We start from the raw sequence: 15,727 nt of genomic DNA on the forward strand, positions 1-15,727 counted from the left end.
AACCTCTTACTCTCTGCAACTCTGCGCATCTGCGTGAAAAAAATCTTCCTCTTAATCAAAAACTTAACTTTAATGATTAAATCTCTGAACAACTCTTTTCCTCAATTCATCAGCCATCAAAATCAACGGTGGACAAAACAATAACATCAGCCAATGAGATAATTTTAAAGGTGCAGTTGAAAAGACTGTTTGCAAGGTAGGAGAAAAAATAATTGAAAGAATTAAAATCCATTCCACCGCAATTCCTAACCAAATTAAACGGTTAGTAAAAAACCCCAACCTAAAAATAGAAAACCGTTCCGAACGACAGGCAAAAACGTTACCATCTTGACAAGCAACAATTGCCGCTAAAGTCATAGTCGTTGCTTGGTGATAAATCGCCATTGTGGCAGCATTAGCTGAGTGAGATAAAATACTGGGACTGAGTGCTTGTAATTGGGGAATATTATAACCATTTGTCCACCAAACAAAGAAAAATCCTGCCATCCCTGCTATACCTTCCAACAGTCCTAAAAAGCAGTAAGCACGCAGTAATAAAGGTAAATCTAAGAGTGCTTGGGATGTTTTCCGGGGTGGTAATTCCATGGCACCGGCTTCTGGTTTTTCTGCCCCTAATGCCAATGCAGGTAACATATCTGTACCTAAGTCAATGGCTAATATCTGCAAAATTACTAATGCTGGGGGTATTTTCAGAAATACCATTGCTAGGAAGGGTAGAAACTCCGCCATGTTGGATGAGAGAATATAAGTCATGAATTTGCGGATGTTTTGATAAACCGCCCTACCCTGTTCAATGGCGGAAACGATGGTTGCAAAGTTATCATCTATCAGCACAATATCCGCAGCTTCACGGGCAACATCTGTACCGCTAATTCCCATTGCTATACCGATATTTGCAGCGCGTAAGGCGGGGGCATCATTGACACCATCACCAGTGACAGCGACAATATGACCAAGGTTTTTATATGCTGTAACTAACCTGAGTTTTTGTTCTGGGATGACTCTGGCAAAGACTAAGCCAGTTTTGTGTTTGTGGAGAATTTGCCGTATTTGGGTATCAGAAAGATGACCTAATTGTTCACCAGTGATAATTCTGGGTTTACCGTTAGTTAAACCGATGCGTTGGGCGATCGCAGCGGCTGTTAACCCATAATCACCTGTAATCATCGTAACTTGAATGCCGGCACGATGACAAAGGGCGATCGCATTGGCAACTTCTGTCCGTGGTGGATCAATCATCCCCACCAATCCCAAAAAAGTCAAATCCTGTTCCAACAAATTATCATCTAGCTGATTTAACTCCTCCCCACCTGGCCTTGTCGCCACCCCTAACACACGATAACCTTGACTGGCCAATTGATCATTAGCCGCCACAACTTCCTGACGCTGAGTTTCTGTCAATTCCAGCTTTTCCCCTGAATGCCATAAATACCGCGAATGTTGCAATACATCTAAAGTTGATCCCTTCGTAAAAATCCAATATTGGGAATTTTCCAAATCATCTAACGGCAAACCTCCTGCTAACAAAACCGTCATCATCCGCCGATGTGAATCAAAAGGAATTTCCCGAACTCTTGGTGCTTGCTGCTGCAACTCTTCCAACTTCAAATCCGCCTTCATTGCAGCCACCAATAACGCCGCCTCCGTAGGATCACCCACAGCTTGCCATTGATGAGAATTAGGGGGATGATTTAACCGCGCATTACTACAAAGTGCCGCACCAGCCAACATTAACCGCACCTGAGACTGATTTTCACTAGAGGTAATTTCCACCTCTCCCTTGGGTTCATAACCCACCCCAGTCACATTAATCTGCGTATTAGGAATCCACAATTGGCGGGCAGTCATTTCATTTTTAGTCAAAGTCCCAGTTTTATCAGTACAAATCACCGTCGTTGCACTCAGACTTTCCACCGCAGACAAACGCCGCACCAAAGCATTTTGTTTAGCCATCCGCCTCACACCAATAGCTAAAGCTAAACTCACAGTCGGTAGTAAACCTTCGGGAACAAATGCCACAATAATGCCAATGGCAAAAATGAAACTTTCTCTCAGTTCCATTCCCACCAACAACTTAGTTAATAAAAATATCACCACCCCCATACTCAACGCAATGATAGTAATGATGTGAACCACCCTGGAAATCTGCACTTCTAAAGTGCTGGGTTCTCGTTTCACATGGGCAGTGAGATGGGCTACTTGTCCAAATTCCGTATGTGTACCTGTGGCATAGACTACAGCCAGTCCCCGACCAGAAGCTACGGTAGAACCTGCAAATACTAAATTACTGGCTTCGGAAGCGTGGATATTAGCGGCGGTGACAGGTTCGCTAATGCGGGGAACGGGTAAAGATTCCCCTGTGAGTATGGAGACATCTACATATAAAGACTGACTTTCAATCAGCCTGGCATCAGCGGAGATTTTATCACCTTCTTCTAACTGCATGACATCGCCGCTAACTAATTCACGAGTAGCAATTACAGATAACTTGCCATCTCGATAAACTTTAGCTTGGGAAGGTAAGATTTTTTTCAGGGCTGATAAGGCTTTTTCCGCTTGATATTCTTGCCAAAAACTAAAGATAGCATTAATCCAAATTACTGCCCAAATTGCCCAACCTAATTCTGCTGTGTGAGAGATAAAAGCTAATGTTCCCGCTACCCATAAAAGTAAGGCCATAAAATGGGTTAATTGGTCGGTAAAACGGAGTATTAAAGGCCTTGTTTGGGGTTCGGGAAGTTCGTTATAACCGAATTTTTTTAATCTTAAATTTGCTTCTGTCTCGCTGATACCTTGGGGAGTTGTTGTTAGTGTCTTGTAGACTTCTGGAGGTGTCAGCGTCCAAATATGAAAGTTGGAATTCATACCCTTGGTATCAATCGGACTTTGATATTTTAGATGTTGAGGTTATTCCTGTTCATCTGTCTGGGGTATTGTCTGATAGCGTAGCGTGGCGTAGCCATATCAGGATATCCAGGATTTAAGGATGTACAGGATTTTAGTTTGTGGTCAAAAATCCCCGACTTCTAAATATACAGCAGATTGCAGATCAATGAGGTACAGAATCAAAATGGAAACCTAGACACCAAGCTAGTTTTACTCCTGACTCCTGAATTCTGCTGTATCATTATTAATTGTGTGAACGAAAAGATTAATCAAAGAAGTCAGGGTTCTGAATCTCTCTATTTGTTTTGAGCAATTTTATATTTTAAGACTTGACAAAATGATTATTTCAGTATGGAATCTTCATCTTCTAATTCTCCTAATGCGGAAATAATCACAGAAGGTCTATCAGGAAATTCTGCCACAAGTTTTAAATCTCCTCCCATAGCTTTTACATAACTACGTAATGGGGATTCATTTTAGTAAGAAAATCGCCTTAGATGCTGAAATAATCTCTATCTGTCAGCATAAAGATGGATTATGATTCTACAGGTTTTAGATCACATCTTGCAATACTTTTCTCGTATTTTGCCAAGTCCAAAAACCGACAACTCCCACAGTGAGACTCATGCCAAAGAGAACAATTGATAAACCAAAGGCGTTGACTAGCTTAGTTGTGATTAACAGAGGTGCAGAAAGAGCAATATTAATGGCATGATTTTGAAAACCAAACACCTTGCCGTGCATGGCTGGGGGTGTATTTTGTTGGATTAAAGTTTGCATGGGTACGTTAATTAAGGCTGCCCCTAAACCTAAGAAAATGCAAAGTCCCAGCACTAGAAACAGGCTATTAGTAACAATAAACAATCCTAGAGCTAATGCCATAAACATAAAACCAATAAAGGGCAAGGGCTTACGATGTAATTTATGACTAAAATGTCCGATAATTCCTGCTCCTAAAACCATTCCCACCCCAGCAGCAGCAACGAAGAAGCTAAAATCTGTTTGTTCTAGGTTGAGTCTGGCAGCTAGTCTAATTGCCAATTCTAAGAGAGCAGCAAACACACAGTACAACACCACTATTTGCAACATTGCATTCCAGATGAGGCGGTTTTTTTTCAGATATTGCCAACCTTGCAAAAATTCAGTGATGGGGTTAACTACTGAGGTTTGTCTGTGTTCTTTAAACCTAATTGGTAGCATGATGATTGCTGATAATAGATAAAAACCACCTACTAGGAATTCTTTACCAAAGTCAAAATTAATATGTTCAGCCCAATCTAAAATCGGTGTTCCTATGGCATAACCAACAATTAATGCTGCCATCATGGTACTGCTAAATAGGGCATTGGCAGCCATTAAGGATTCTTTTTTTACCATCAGAGGAATAGTAGCCTGTTCTGCTGGAGCAAAAAACTGTGTGACAGTGGAGATGCCAAAATTCATGGCTAGTAGTATGCCTAGCTGCCTGGGTAAGAAAGCTATACTCAGTGTTAATAGTCCACGGACAAAATCAGAACCAACCATAATCAGTTTTTTGGGCATTCTGTCAACAATGACTCCGCCAGCAGAACCAAAGAAAATTGCTGGTAGGGTAAATGCCATGTATAGGTAGAAGCGTCCTGTGCCTTCTGATAAACTGGCTGGTAGATATTTTTTTCCTAGCAAGTCAATCATTAAGATCAATAAAACTTTATCAGCTAGTTGGGATATCAGTTGCCCGATCCACAGGAGCATAAAGTTACGGTTTTTTAGCAGTGCGCCAAAGCCGTTATTAATAGGAGTCGGTTCAGTGGGAAACATCGGAGATTGGTGATTGGTGATTGGTGATTGGTGATTGGTTAAAATTTTTACCCAGTCGCTATTTTCGAGCCTCCAGTCTCCTTTGTATAGCTATTTTTTTTATTTATAGCGTTTTAATACCAAATGCAGGAATTCAGAGGCATTTAGGTATTTTTGGGGCTGGGAAAACTGAGTTAATGGGTTGATCCAATAGCCTTGTACTTTTTGGGGCGATCGCCACATTGATAAATGATCAACTGGTGGATCTGCATAAAAATTGTCTCCCCCACTACCTAAAATAACAGAAGTCCAATGGGTAAAATAATCATGACTGAGGCGGTGAATAGGAAAACTACCTGCTAGTGGTACTCCCCAGCCATCTATGGCGATCAAGGCTGTGACGTTACCTCTTTGAAGTTGCCATATTGTAGCAGCGGCGATCGCCCCAACCACACCAGCACTAAAGCTAATGAAAATCACAGGGGATTCTAGTTTATTACCTAAGCGATCGCCTAAAAACCGTAAAATATGGAATGCAGATAAAGTTAGAATACCCTTTTCAGGGAAAACCAGTATATTTATTGACTTGTCAACACTTCTCTCCACATCAAAGTTTGACAACTCTTTCACAAAGCTATTGGTTAATTCTATCTCATTAATACCTGGGCAAATAATAATGTTCATTAGCTATTATGGTTGAGGATTAAGAATTATTTGTGGATGAATTAACAACATTTTGATGAAGATTTCGTGCTAAGTTGCAAAAGAGTCAAAGCACGCAGGAATAAACAAATTAAGAGAAATCTATTGTAGTATTTTTGCAGTTATTTGTTAATTTTTAAGTAATATTTAAATATTTAACTTCTTTTGTGGGAACGGTAATTTCCCCCATAGGTACACCCGAATTATGATAATAATATTTCCTTAACTGCAATACCCAACCTAAGATTTGCAAACTATTCTCAATCCTATCAAAACACCTGACAATTCAACTAGCTCATCTTCAATTGTAGTTAGTTCCAGATTAACACCCAAATATAACACAGGTACTAAAAAGCAAAAGGTAACAGGCCAGAAGTGATTCTTCTTTTACCCATTACCGATTACCTAATTAGGGTTTGCTGATAAAGTCTTGTCGTGGAGACAGGTGACAGGTGACAGGTGACAGGTGACAGTTTCAAGAGTTGGATGGGAACTATTTTTCCTTGAAGCAGGAATTAAATGCAAGGTTTTTCAGTTCTCACCTCATCAAAGCTTGCATTTTTTGAAAGTCAAAATCGCTAAAATCGTTTACCTGTAATGTTTTGAGATTTATTCAGCAAGCCCTAATTAATGATGATGGTGATGATGTATTGCTAACTCACGATTAACTTCCTTAGCTTCTGCTTGCATCAACTCTGCAATATGAGAATTTGCCCATTCGGCAGCCATATCTAAAAAGCGAGGATCATCATTTACACAAGCCATTTGTAAATAATCTACACCAGAATGTTGTTTTTCTAAATCATGAATAATGTGATGTACATCTAACAAGGTTTCATGATTTTCGGTAGCAAAACCAATGGGCATAAACATGATTACTTTTGCACCCAATTGAATCAAATTATTGGCTGCTTGGGTTGCATTGGGTTGAGTCCATTCAATCAGTGGTGTATCGTGGTTTAACCAACCCACAGAAATTAAAGGATAACGATTAATTAACTTCTCTCTAACTAATTCATAAAGTGCCTGACTTTCATCAATTCCTGATGTAAAACCTTTGGCTTTGTGTGGACAACCATGATTCATTAATATGATGCCAATTTGTGAAGGTAAATAGGCATCTGCTAAATCAGAATTAATTTTTTCTTCTACCAACTGCGCCATTAAATTAATATATTCTGGCTCATTGTAAAAAGAAGGAATATAACGTATTCCTTTTAACCAATGTTCATTACCATTAGCTAATTCAGTTAGACCATTATTAACTTGCTCAATGGCAATACCACTTGTAAAAATAGAATCTACAACCAAAAGTGGATAAATTAAGATTTTTTCAAAACCTTGATCTTTAATTTCAGCTAAAACCTGATTGGGTAAAAAAGGAGCGCAAAAGTTAAAAGCCTTGAAAACTTGAACACCATCACCCCATTTATGTTGTAATTCGTGTTCAATTCCTGCCCGTTGCTGTTCAAAAATGGCGTTGTGGGGAGAAATAAAATCATGATGTGTGTGTCCCCATTCATGACGATCAAATAACGCCAAAAGTTTAGCCAGAGGGGGATAAATCCAAGTTGGTACAGGTGCAAATTTAGCAGTCAGGAGATTTAAAGCCTGCTCATTATAATTAGCAAAATCTTCATAGCTTTCGACTTCACCGTAACCCATTAGCAATACAGCTACACGGTCTTGGTTGGGTAGATGCTCATGAGTATGTTGTAGTTTTTCTGGAGTTGCAACCACAATAATTTCCTCAATATAACCAAAGTGGGGAATATCTGAATTATTCCCCGTACTGGTTTATTATTATCCCTAGCAGGGGGATAGGATAGAGATAAACATAAAAATATACATCTTACTACTAAAAGTTAACAATCCTGATACAAGGAGGTTAAATAGGTCGTTGTTCTAATTGTTGTTCTGTCGTTAAGAGGGTGTTTGAATGATTTCTACGCCTTAAACATTTGAATGGGTATTATTAAGTTTTCGACGTGCCAATTTGACATAGGTTTTTGCAGTGGTGTAAGGTATTTCTAAATCTTGGGCTATTACTTGTAAGGATTCTCCCATTTCCCGCCTTGCTAAAATAGTTGCCCAGGTTGTAGCAATTTTTTCGGTGCGTTCTCCTCCTTTGCGTTTCCGTTGTGCTGTAAATATTGCTGTTAATTCTTCAATGCGTTCTGGTAAGAGGTTATTGATAATTTCAGTGGATATTTTTGATTCTGGTTCTACCCAATCTAAGCTGGTTTGTCCTAGTCCAAAGGTGGTTTTGTGACCTGTTCCACTGTAAGGTGCAAGTTGAAGTAAGGCATAAAATAATTGGGTAAATTCAACATTAGCTACAGCTTGTTTATTCAAACCTAAAGAAATTGCACCTGTAAAACCGGTGACAGAACCACGTTTACCAGCAGCAACTTTAAGGGATTTTAAATGATGTTTGTGAATGATGACGTTTTCATCTATCCAGTTCAGAAAGGAGTCCTGTTCGATGGGAATTCCGGAAAAATCATTCCAGCGTCTCAGATAACTATGGAAAAGATTAATGGGAACTGGAAGGGGGAAATGATGTCCTTTGCGTCGAAAACTTGTCGGAGAAATAAAACTTAGATTAATATTTCTGTGGTTTTTTATGGATGATTGTAGTAGTTGAGTATAGGTAGTTGGTGGATGAACAATGTTTACATATTTTATTTGTAAGGAAGTATCCTGTAATTTTAGAATGGGTGGAAGTTGGGTTAACCACTGACTCAGGAACTCAACTACTGGTTGAGAAATTGCGTTTATCTGCCAACGATAAGTATAGTTTGTTTGTAGTTGTAGTTGTTTTCCGGTGGGAAGTAGTTGACCTTCTAGTGCGGAAATGTTAAAGGGTTTTTCTGATTCACCATCATGTAAATATGCTGAGAGGTCTGGGTTAATTTGCCGCACCTGGTCTAAAAACCAAGCATGAAGTCCAATGGTATATTGTGAGTATAGAGATGTGGAATTGGTTACTTCTAGGTCAAAGGCTAAACCAATTAATTCGGTATTTTTTGCCCATGCTAAAGGGGTATTTTTTGATGGGGTTTTGCGTTTGCTAGATGTAGCTGTTTTTGGCATTTCTCTTTGATGCTACATTATTTATCCTTACTATTTTACAACTTTTTAGTCCCCTTGCGGGGATTAGATTTGTGGAAACACACAGGCGCAGATATTACAAGAACTTCCACAACTTCAAAGTTTCAGTCCCCTTGCGGGGATTAGATGTGTGGAAACATCTGTTGAGCAGACAAAGCTCAATATACTATATCAATTGTTTCAGTCCCCTTGCGGGGATTAGATGTGTGGAAACTAAAGCAGAGCGATTAATTGGTAGCGACGGCATTAAGTTTCAGTCCCCTTGCGGGGATTAGATGTGTGGAAACAAAATTATGGGATGGAAAGAATAATAGATTTTCCTGTTTCAGTCCCCTTGCGGGGATTAGATGTGTGGAAACAAACTGATAAAACTATTGTTCCCCTACGAGTTAAAGTTTCAGTCCCCTTGCGGGGATTAGATGTGTGGAAACCCCGCCATCTGAAACACAGTCTGGGGGCGGAATCCAGAAACGATTTTGGCAGACCTCTTAAAAAATTTCATTTCGGGCTTTGGGTCAACTGCCAACCGAAACTAATGAAACGCTGAAAGTATTGAATTGTCAAGGTTCTGGCGATTTGGCGGATTCCCCAGGGTTTTCGACCCCGCTCTAGGTTTGCCAAATTTGTCTTTATATAAGAGTAAAATTTAGCAACTTACTTGTCAAGATTTACTGTATTACAAATATTTAAGTATTAGATTGACCAACTTAGTCAATTAAATCGGATAAAGTCCTATCTCCTTGACAATATCAATCGTTTTTGCAGGATTTCATCTAACAGGTTGTTTGAAAACTTTTTCGTGTGTGATAAGTACCCATGCAAAATTAATTGTACATATTAGACTAATCTGGAATAGGCTGCTGCCAGTACCATGTATGATGTGATAGTTGCACAATAGGTAAAGCGATGACTACTTATAATATTGAGTTTAAAAACGATATTTTGCGGGTGAGTTTTGGTGAACCTGCACAAAATGATCAAATTGTCAAAGATGCTGCTGCGCGGTTAGAGGAAATGGCAAAATCGGGGGAACTCAGTGGAGGCCCATTACTGAGGATTAATGGACCGATTTCCATACCTGTGGCTTTTGTGTTGGCACATAAGTTAGCCCACATTTACGGAGCTATTGGCTTTTTTGATCCGAAAATAGGTAAATACGTGATTTGTATCACACACAATCCTGCATATAAACTGGGAGACTTGATTGATTAAAATCTTTTAGTTAGGGTTTTGGTGGGGTTAGTTTCAGGAGAATTTAGACATGGATAAGATGAATTCTGTTAATATTGCCATCGCATGGTGTTTGGCTTGGGGTAGTGAACGTCAACCGCAGTTTGATGTTTCTATTTTGCAACAAATGTGTGATGGTTTGAGGAATGGGGGAGAAGTACCAGAAGCGGTTAAGGAAATTGTTGAACAGGTTAGGGAATTAGAAGCTATTTCAGATGATGATTTTCCAAAAACTCTGGATGAGTTAAAGCAGAAATATTCTAATTTATGGAATCAAAATACTAAAATTGGTTTGGTTTATGGTGGTGTGACCAAGGTTAAAAGCTATGTTTTTGAATCTGAGAAACTTCCTGATATTCGTGGTGCTTCTGGACTTTTAGACCAAATTAACGTAATTGATTTACCTGCATTTTTTAATAAACCTACAGAATCAAATCTATATAGATTTTATCATCAAGATGTTAGAAAATGGTTAGAAAGTAACACGGAAGATAGAAATTTATTAGAAGCACTAATACCAGAATTAATAATTTATTCCTGCGGTGGTAATATTTTAGCTTTTTGTCCTGCTGCTTTTGTTGATGACTTAGCAAATATCATCGAAAAACGTTATACATATAGAACATTAACAGCTAACTCCTGTGCAGTTGGTGAAACATTTAGATTACTAGAAATTAAATTTGGATTACTCAGAGATAACATAGAAGATACTTTTTGGTTGGAACAGTATCAAGAAACTTATAAAGATGAATTAGTAGAATCATATTTTGGTAAACTTGAGGAAAGTTCAAACATAGAAGAGAACTTTAAAAACCGCAAAAGTTTTAATGAATTAACAACAAAACTAGCTATTTTATTTAATCAACGTCGTAGCGGTAACGATATAAGAAATCGTCCTACTCGTCGTTATCCCCCCATGTTTGAAACACATCCTTATTTAAGGAGAGACGAAACAGAAAAACGCTCTGCAATTACTCAAGCAAATGATATTCCTGGAAAACCATATTATTCTGAATCCTCTGCCATTAAGCGTAAATTTAGTGATAGAATGAAAAACCGAGAATCTCAAGAAAGTGATTGGTATAAAGAGGGAGAAAATCCCATAGATGATGGTTGGATACAAAGATTTGAGAAATTTTTAAAAAACGATGATTATAGGGAACAAAAATATACTGATGGTTCTAATTTAGAAAACGTTAAAATAGCTGAATCTTTAACACATTTGGGTAAAGTAAGTAATGGATATATTGCTTATATTTATGCAGATGGTAATAACATGGGTGGTGCAATTCAAAAAATTCGCACTCCTCAAAAATACCAGAATTTTAGTCAAGACGTAGATAATGCAACCAGATATGCAGTTTTTCTCACATTAGCTGAAAATTTACACCCGCGTCAATTACAAGGAATTGATGAATCAAAATCAAAATTAAAAAATGGCGATTTCATACATCCCTTTGAAATTCTTACAATTGGTGGAGATGATATTTTATTAATAGTCCCTGCTGACAAAGCTTTACAAATTGCCAAAATGATTGGTGAAAGTTTTGAAAAAATACTTTTGCGTGAAATTCAAATACCAGAGGTTGAAATAAAAGATGGTTACGAAGTCAAGGGTAAAATATCTGAAACTAATAAAATTCATCGCTTTGCTAAACAAATTTCAGGAAATAAACAATGTAGTTTGAGTATGTCTAGCGGTGTTTTAATTACTGCTTACAATACACCAATTTATTATGCAGAAGATTTGACAGAACAATTAATGAAATCTGCTAAAAAATATGCAAAATCCTTAAAAGAAAAGGGTTTTTATGGTGGTACAGTTGATTTTTTCACCATGAAATCAGTAACTATGATTTCCTCAAGTATAGAAGAATTTCGTAAAAAAGCTTTAACTTTTGATAAACTTAAACTTAAATTATATGCTGCACCTTACACATTACCTGAGTTAGAGAGATTTTTTCAATCTATTCAAGCATTGCAAAAAACAGAGTTTCCCAAATCTCAACTTTATCAAATTCGGAGTTTTTTAGCACAGGGTAGACGAACAGCAAGTTTAAATTATTATTATTTTCGTTATCGGTTAAACAAAGGACATTTACTTAAAGAAAACTTTGAAGATTTATGGTGTCCTGCAAAAACTAATAACGGTAATATTGCACCTTGGATGTGTGATATTAAAGAAGATTCAAAGGAAGAAAGTAAATATGAAACTATCTGGAGAGAAATGGTAGATTTATTTGGTTTAATCAAATTTGCAGATACTAAATCTCTAGAAAAATTAGAACAGGAAACTAAACCATGATACAACTTCAAACATTAATAGAAAATAATAATAGGCAAATTAAAACTTACACAATTACTGCCATAATTGATTCAGCTTTATGTGTAGGTGCGGGAGGTTCATCAGGTTCTTTAGCAGATAAACCTATTGTCCGTAATTCAGAAAGTAATTTATTAATTCCTGGTTCACAAATTAAAGGAAGAGTGCGTCATGAATGCGAAAAAATACTAAGAGGTTTAAATTGGGGAGTTTCTGAATCTCCTAATGCGGGAAGAATGGTAATTAGGAGAGATAATGCACCTGATAAATTTAAACGTTCTGAATATGAAATACCGGGATATGACAACACATATCATTGTTTAATTAGTCAGATTTTTGGTGATCCTATTTTACCATCAAGGGTGATTTTTGATGATTTGATATATACAGAAGAACCAGAAAATTTACCAGAAGTTATCCGTCCTGGTGTAACTATCAACCGTCGTCGTTGGACTGGAGAAGAAAAGAAACTTTATTTTTTAGAGACTTCACCAGCAAATGCAAAACTTAAATTTCAGGGACAGATACATATTCAACGGAGTTGGAAACCAGAAATACCAGATTATGCAAAGGTTTTAATTTTGATAGGTTTGAAACAAATTTATGCTTTAGGTGGTAGTAAATCTGCTGGTTTAGGTTGGTTACATTGGCAATTAGACGAGTTAGAAAATGAAGTTAAAAATATGAATTTAACAGAAATTTTGCAGTTTTTAGGAAGGGGTGAGATAAAATGAAAAGAATTGAATTACAAATTAAAGCCTTATCTCCTTTAGCAATTTCTCGACAAAAACCAGGTGGTTCTATTAGTGAATGTGAAGATTATATTCCTGGTAGTGTAATTCGTGGTGCGGTTGCGGGTGAAATTTTAAAGCAGTCAGGTCAACAGTTTAGTGATTTAAGTGAAAATGGTGGTGATTTTCAGGCTTTATTTTTAGGTGATGAACCTGCTATTTTTCAAAATGCTTATCCTAATATTCGCAAAGTTAAAAGTAAACATCAAAAAGATGATTTTAAATCAGAAGAAGAAGTAAAAATATTACCAACTACTGCTTTAAGTTCAAAGACCAACCCAGGTTTCAAAACTGAAGAAAATGGAAATGAAAAAGGAGTTTTTGACACTATTATTGATAGATTTTGTGCAGATTTGTATGGTTTCGCATACGAAACAAATTGTCCTAATGATGGAGGTAGAGTAGATTCACCAGGAATTACTTTTTATAGTGTATTTAATGATAAATACTATAAAATTTCATCTCAAAAACGTTTATTAACTAAGGTAGGAATAAATAGAAGACGTGCAACATCAGAAGAAGAAATTTTGTATAGCATTGAAGTTTTGAATGAGTCAGAATCAAAAGGGAAAAAGCCTAAACCTGTTAGTTATATATCCTCTATAATTGTTCCAGATAATTTATCACATTTACTCTGGGAGTTTATTGATAGAAATTCATTTAATTTTCGTTTAGGAGGTTCAACTTCACGAGGTTTAGGAAAAGTAGAAATTAATGCGGAAATAGGAGAGTTTACAAACAATATTCAAGAAAAAATAGAATTATTTAACTCTAAATTGTGTAAACGTTGGAAACAATGGTCAATTTTTGGTAATGCAATTAAAGAGTTCCCGCAAAGAACTTATTTTACATTAGATTTACAAGCAGATGCAATATTAACTGAAAATTGGCGACGCACAACGGTAATTTCTCCAGCTATGCTACAACAATTTACAGGAGTAGATGATTCATCTTTAGAACTTCATGCTGCTTACAGTAGTTATGACTATCGTTCTGGTTGGAATGCTGCTTGGGGGTTAATGAAAGATATAGAATTAGTAACTGATAAAGGTGGTGTTTACTTATTTAGTACCTCACATCGGGAAAAATGGTATTCAGCTTTAGATAAATTAGAATTAACAGGAGTTGGTGAAAGAACTTCTGAAGGTTTTGGACAGGTGCAAATTTGTAATGAGTTTCATTTAGTAATGAGAGAGGAAGCAGTATGAACGATTTTTCAGAACAACACAAACAATTAAAAATTCAAAAAGGTATTCGTCAAGCAGAAGATGATTTAGTTATTTGGATTCAAGATGCTTTAGATAAGACAACATATGAAGATTTAGAACCATCGCAATTTCGTAATTTAGTGCGTGTTGCTGACACTACAGATAGTGCAGAAGTAATTAAAAACTTTCTTAATTATCAAGTGGGACGAGATAAGAAATGGGGAAGAGGTGAAGGTTCTTTAGCTGCTCAAATAATTGATGATATTGATCATAACATCAAGAAAGCTGCTAAAATCATTGGTGAATGTTGTGAAGCTGATTTTAAACCTATTTGGTTAGACTTAATCCGTCGTTATTTAGGTTATGGTGCGCGTTATTTGAAATATAAGAAAGATGGAAATGCAGCTTAAATTGCTGTCAACTTTTCAATTAATAATCAAATTCAATAAATTAGGGTGTTGAGATATGTCAGAAAAAGTAATGCTAGTATTAATTGGAGGACGTAGTGCTGTTCCAGCAATTACAGGAGTCCTTCAGTTTCTTAATGATGTTGATAAAATAAAATTTTTACTGTGTGAGGGAGAGCAATATTTACAGTATCAAAAAAATGTAGAAACTGTTATAAAACAAGAACGTCAAGATTTATTTTATAATAATGAAAATGATCTAAAAAGCGTTGATCCAAATAACTTTGATCAAGTATATCTTACTGTCGAAAAGCTTTGTCAAGATGTAGTAGAGATAAAATATGTAAATTTAACATCAGTTCCTCAAACTATGGCTATTTCAGTCTATAGTTATGTTCAGAAAAAATATAAAGATATATTAGTATTTAGTGTTAATACTGACAAATCGCAGATTATACCATTAGTTTTTGGTAGTCAAACTTTACCTTTTAACAAGCGATTAACTGTAGAAAACTATATTGCTATGTATGGGTTTAACATTTTCAAAAAAAACAAGAAATATGAAAATAATAATAATTTAGAAGCATTACTAGAATATATTGTAGATCATATCGAATATTCAGTTCAAATACTTTCTTTAATTCGTCGTATTGCAGGTGAAGATATTAGACCTCCAAAGGGAGTAAAAATATCTGAAAAGGAATTATCAAAATTAGAGTTATCTAGTGAAAAACTAGAATTATTTCTAAAAAAATTAGAAGAATTTAAAATAATTAATAATCTTCAAATATCTAGCAAAAATATTAATTTTAAACTCGAAACGAAAGAGAATTATGCCTTTTTAAAAGGTAACTGGTTAGAAATATTTACATACTATTCAGCTAAACAGTGTAAATTTGATTCTGTTGAAATGGGGGTTGAACTTGACAACTATAGAGGTGAAGTAGATGTATTTTGTGTAAACAATGCTAACGCAATGATTTGTGAATGCAAAACTGGTCAAAAGCTAGATTCTGATGATTTATCCATTCTTAATTCAAAAGCGGAAAAATTAGGAGGAAATTATTGTATAAAATTATTTATTACTAGTGAATGTGAATTAGATGAAAAGTTTGTCAACCAAGCAAAAAATAATAGAATCGTTCTTGTATCAGGTAATCAATTGACTGATATAAATAAAATTTTGACAGATGAAATGCAAAATCCTACATATCCTAGACGTTAAATAAAAAATGAATATATTATTACGTCTTTCATAGTTATCACTTGATTAAAAAGCATCAGAAT

At 36.1% G+C, this 15,727-nt stretch carries 11 protein-coding genes and 1 CRISPR repeat array; of the genes, 6 read left to right on the forward strand and 5 right to left on the reverse strand.

The genetic code is table 11. The features are described from left to right. Nucleotides 1–69 precede the first annotated feature (69 nt). From WJM97_RS18270 to cas6, 5 genes are all read right to left on the reverse strand, one after another. Nucleotides 70–2,865, reverse strand: a complete 2,796-nt coding sequence (locus tag WJM97_RS18270) for a cation-transporting P-type ATPase (RefSeq protein WP_353930204.1) — start codon at nt 2,863–2,865, stop codon at nt 70–72. A gap of 573 nt (nt 2,866–3,438) precedes the next feature. Continuing rightward, nucleotides 3,439–4,686 (reverse strand): MFS transporter, encoded by a 1,248-nt coding sequence (locus WJM97_RS18275; protein WP_353930205.1) that lies wholly within the window; start codon nt 4,684–4,686, stop codon nt 3,439–3,441. Between the two features lie 99 nt (nt 4,687–4,785). Continuing rightward, a complete protein-coding gene (locus WJM97_RS18280; protein ID WP_353930206.1) occupies nt 4,786–5,349 on the reverse strand; it encodes a hypothetical protein in 564 nt (187 codons plus the stop codon). A gap of 645 nt (nt 5,350–5,994) precedes the next feature. Further along, a complete protein-coding gene (locus tag WJM97_RS18285) occupies nt 5,995–7,107 on the reverse strand; it encodes a ferrochelatase (RefSeq protein ID WP_353930207.1) in 1,113 nt (370 codons plus the stop codon). A 213-nt stretch (nt 7,108–7,320) separates the two neighbouring features. After that, entirely contained in the window at nt 7,321–8,463 is a 1,143-nt protein-coding gene (cas6, locus tag WJM97_RS18290) for a CRISPR-associated endoribonuclease Cas6 (protein ID WP_353930208.1), read from the reverse strand. Between the two features lie 42 nt (nt 8,464–8,505). Next, nucleotides 8,506–8,912: a CRISPR direct-repeat array (repeat unit 37 nt; unit sequence GTTTCAGTCCCCTTGCGGGGATTAGATGTGTGGAAAC). A gap of 475 nt (nt 8,913–9,387) precedes the next feature. On the opposite strand from cas6, the gene WJM97_RS18295 reads away from it, so the two are divergent. From WJM97_RS18295 to WJM97_RS18320, 6 genes are read left to right on the forward strand one after another with little or no spacing between them, the layout of a single operon-like run. After that, on the forward strand, nt 9,388–9,693 hold the full coding sequence (locus tag WJM97_RS18295) for a CRISPR-associated protein Csx3 (RefSeq protein ID WP_353930209.1): 306 nt from the start codon (nt 9,388–9,390) through the stop codon (nt 9,691–9,693). 49 nt (nt 9,694–9,742) lie between these two features. After that, nucleotides 9,743–12,016: a type III-B CRISPR-associated protein Cas10/Cmr2 gene (gene cas10 / locus WJM97_RS18300; RefSeq protein WP_353930210.1), complete on the forward strand. Its 2,274-nt coding sequence runs from the start codon at nt 9,743–9,745 to the stop codon at nt 12,014–12,016. Then, complete coding sequence (locus WJM97_RS18305) at nt 12,013–12,768, forward strand: RAMP superfamily CRISPR-associated protein (RefSeq protein WP_353930211.1); 756 nt, start codon at nt 12,013–12,015, stop codon at nt 12,766–12,768. Before cas10 ends, WJM97_RS18305 begins: the two co-directional genes overlap by 4 nt. Next, nucleotides 12,765–14,033 carry a CRISPR-associated RAMP protein Csx10 gene (gene csx10 / locus WJM97_RS18310; protein WP_353930212.1) on the forward strand — a complete coding sequence of 423 codons (1,269 nt, stop codon included), beginning with the start codon at nt 12,765–12,767 and terminating at the stop codon, nt 14,031–14,033. The genes WJM97_RS18305 and csx10 overlap by 4 nt, the downstream gene beginning before the upstream one ends. Beyond that, nucleotides 14,030–14,443 (forward strand): hypothetical protein, encoded by a 414-nt coding sequence (locus WJM97_RS18315; RefSeq protein ID WP_353930213.1) that lies wholly within the window; start codon nt 14,030–14,032, stop codon nt 14,441–14,443. Before csx10 ends, WJM97_RS18315 begins: the two co-directional genes overlap by 4 nt. Nucleotides 14,444–14,498: 55 nt before the next feature. Further along, nucleotides 14,499–15,665 carry a DUF1887 family CARF protein gene (locus WJM97_RS18320; RefSeq protein WP_353930214.1) on the forward strand — a complete coding sequence of 389 codons (1,167 nt, stop codon included), beginning with the start codon at nt 14,499–14,501 and terminating at the stop codon, nt 15,663–15,665. The last annotated feature ends 62 nt before the right edge of the window (nt 15,666–15,727 follow it).

This window comes from Okeanomitos corallinicola TIOX110 (assembly GCF_038050375.1).
GTDB classification, from domain to species: Bacteria; Cyanobacteriota; Cyanobacteriia; order Cyanobacteriales; family Nostocaceae; genus Okeanomitos; species Okeanomitos corallinicola.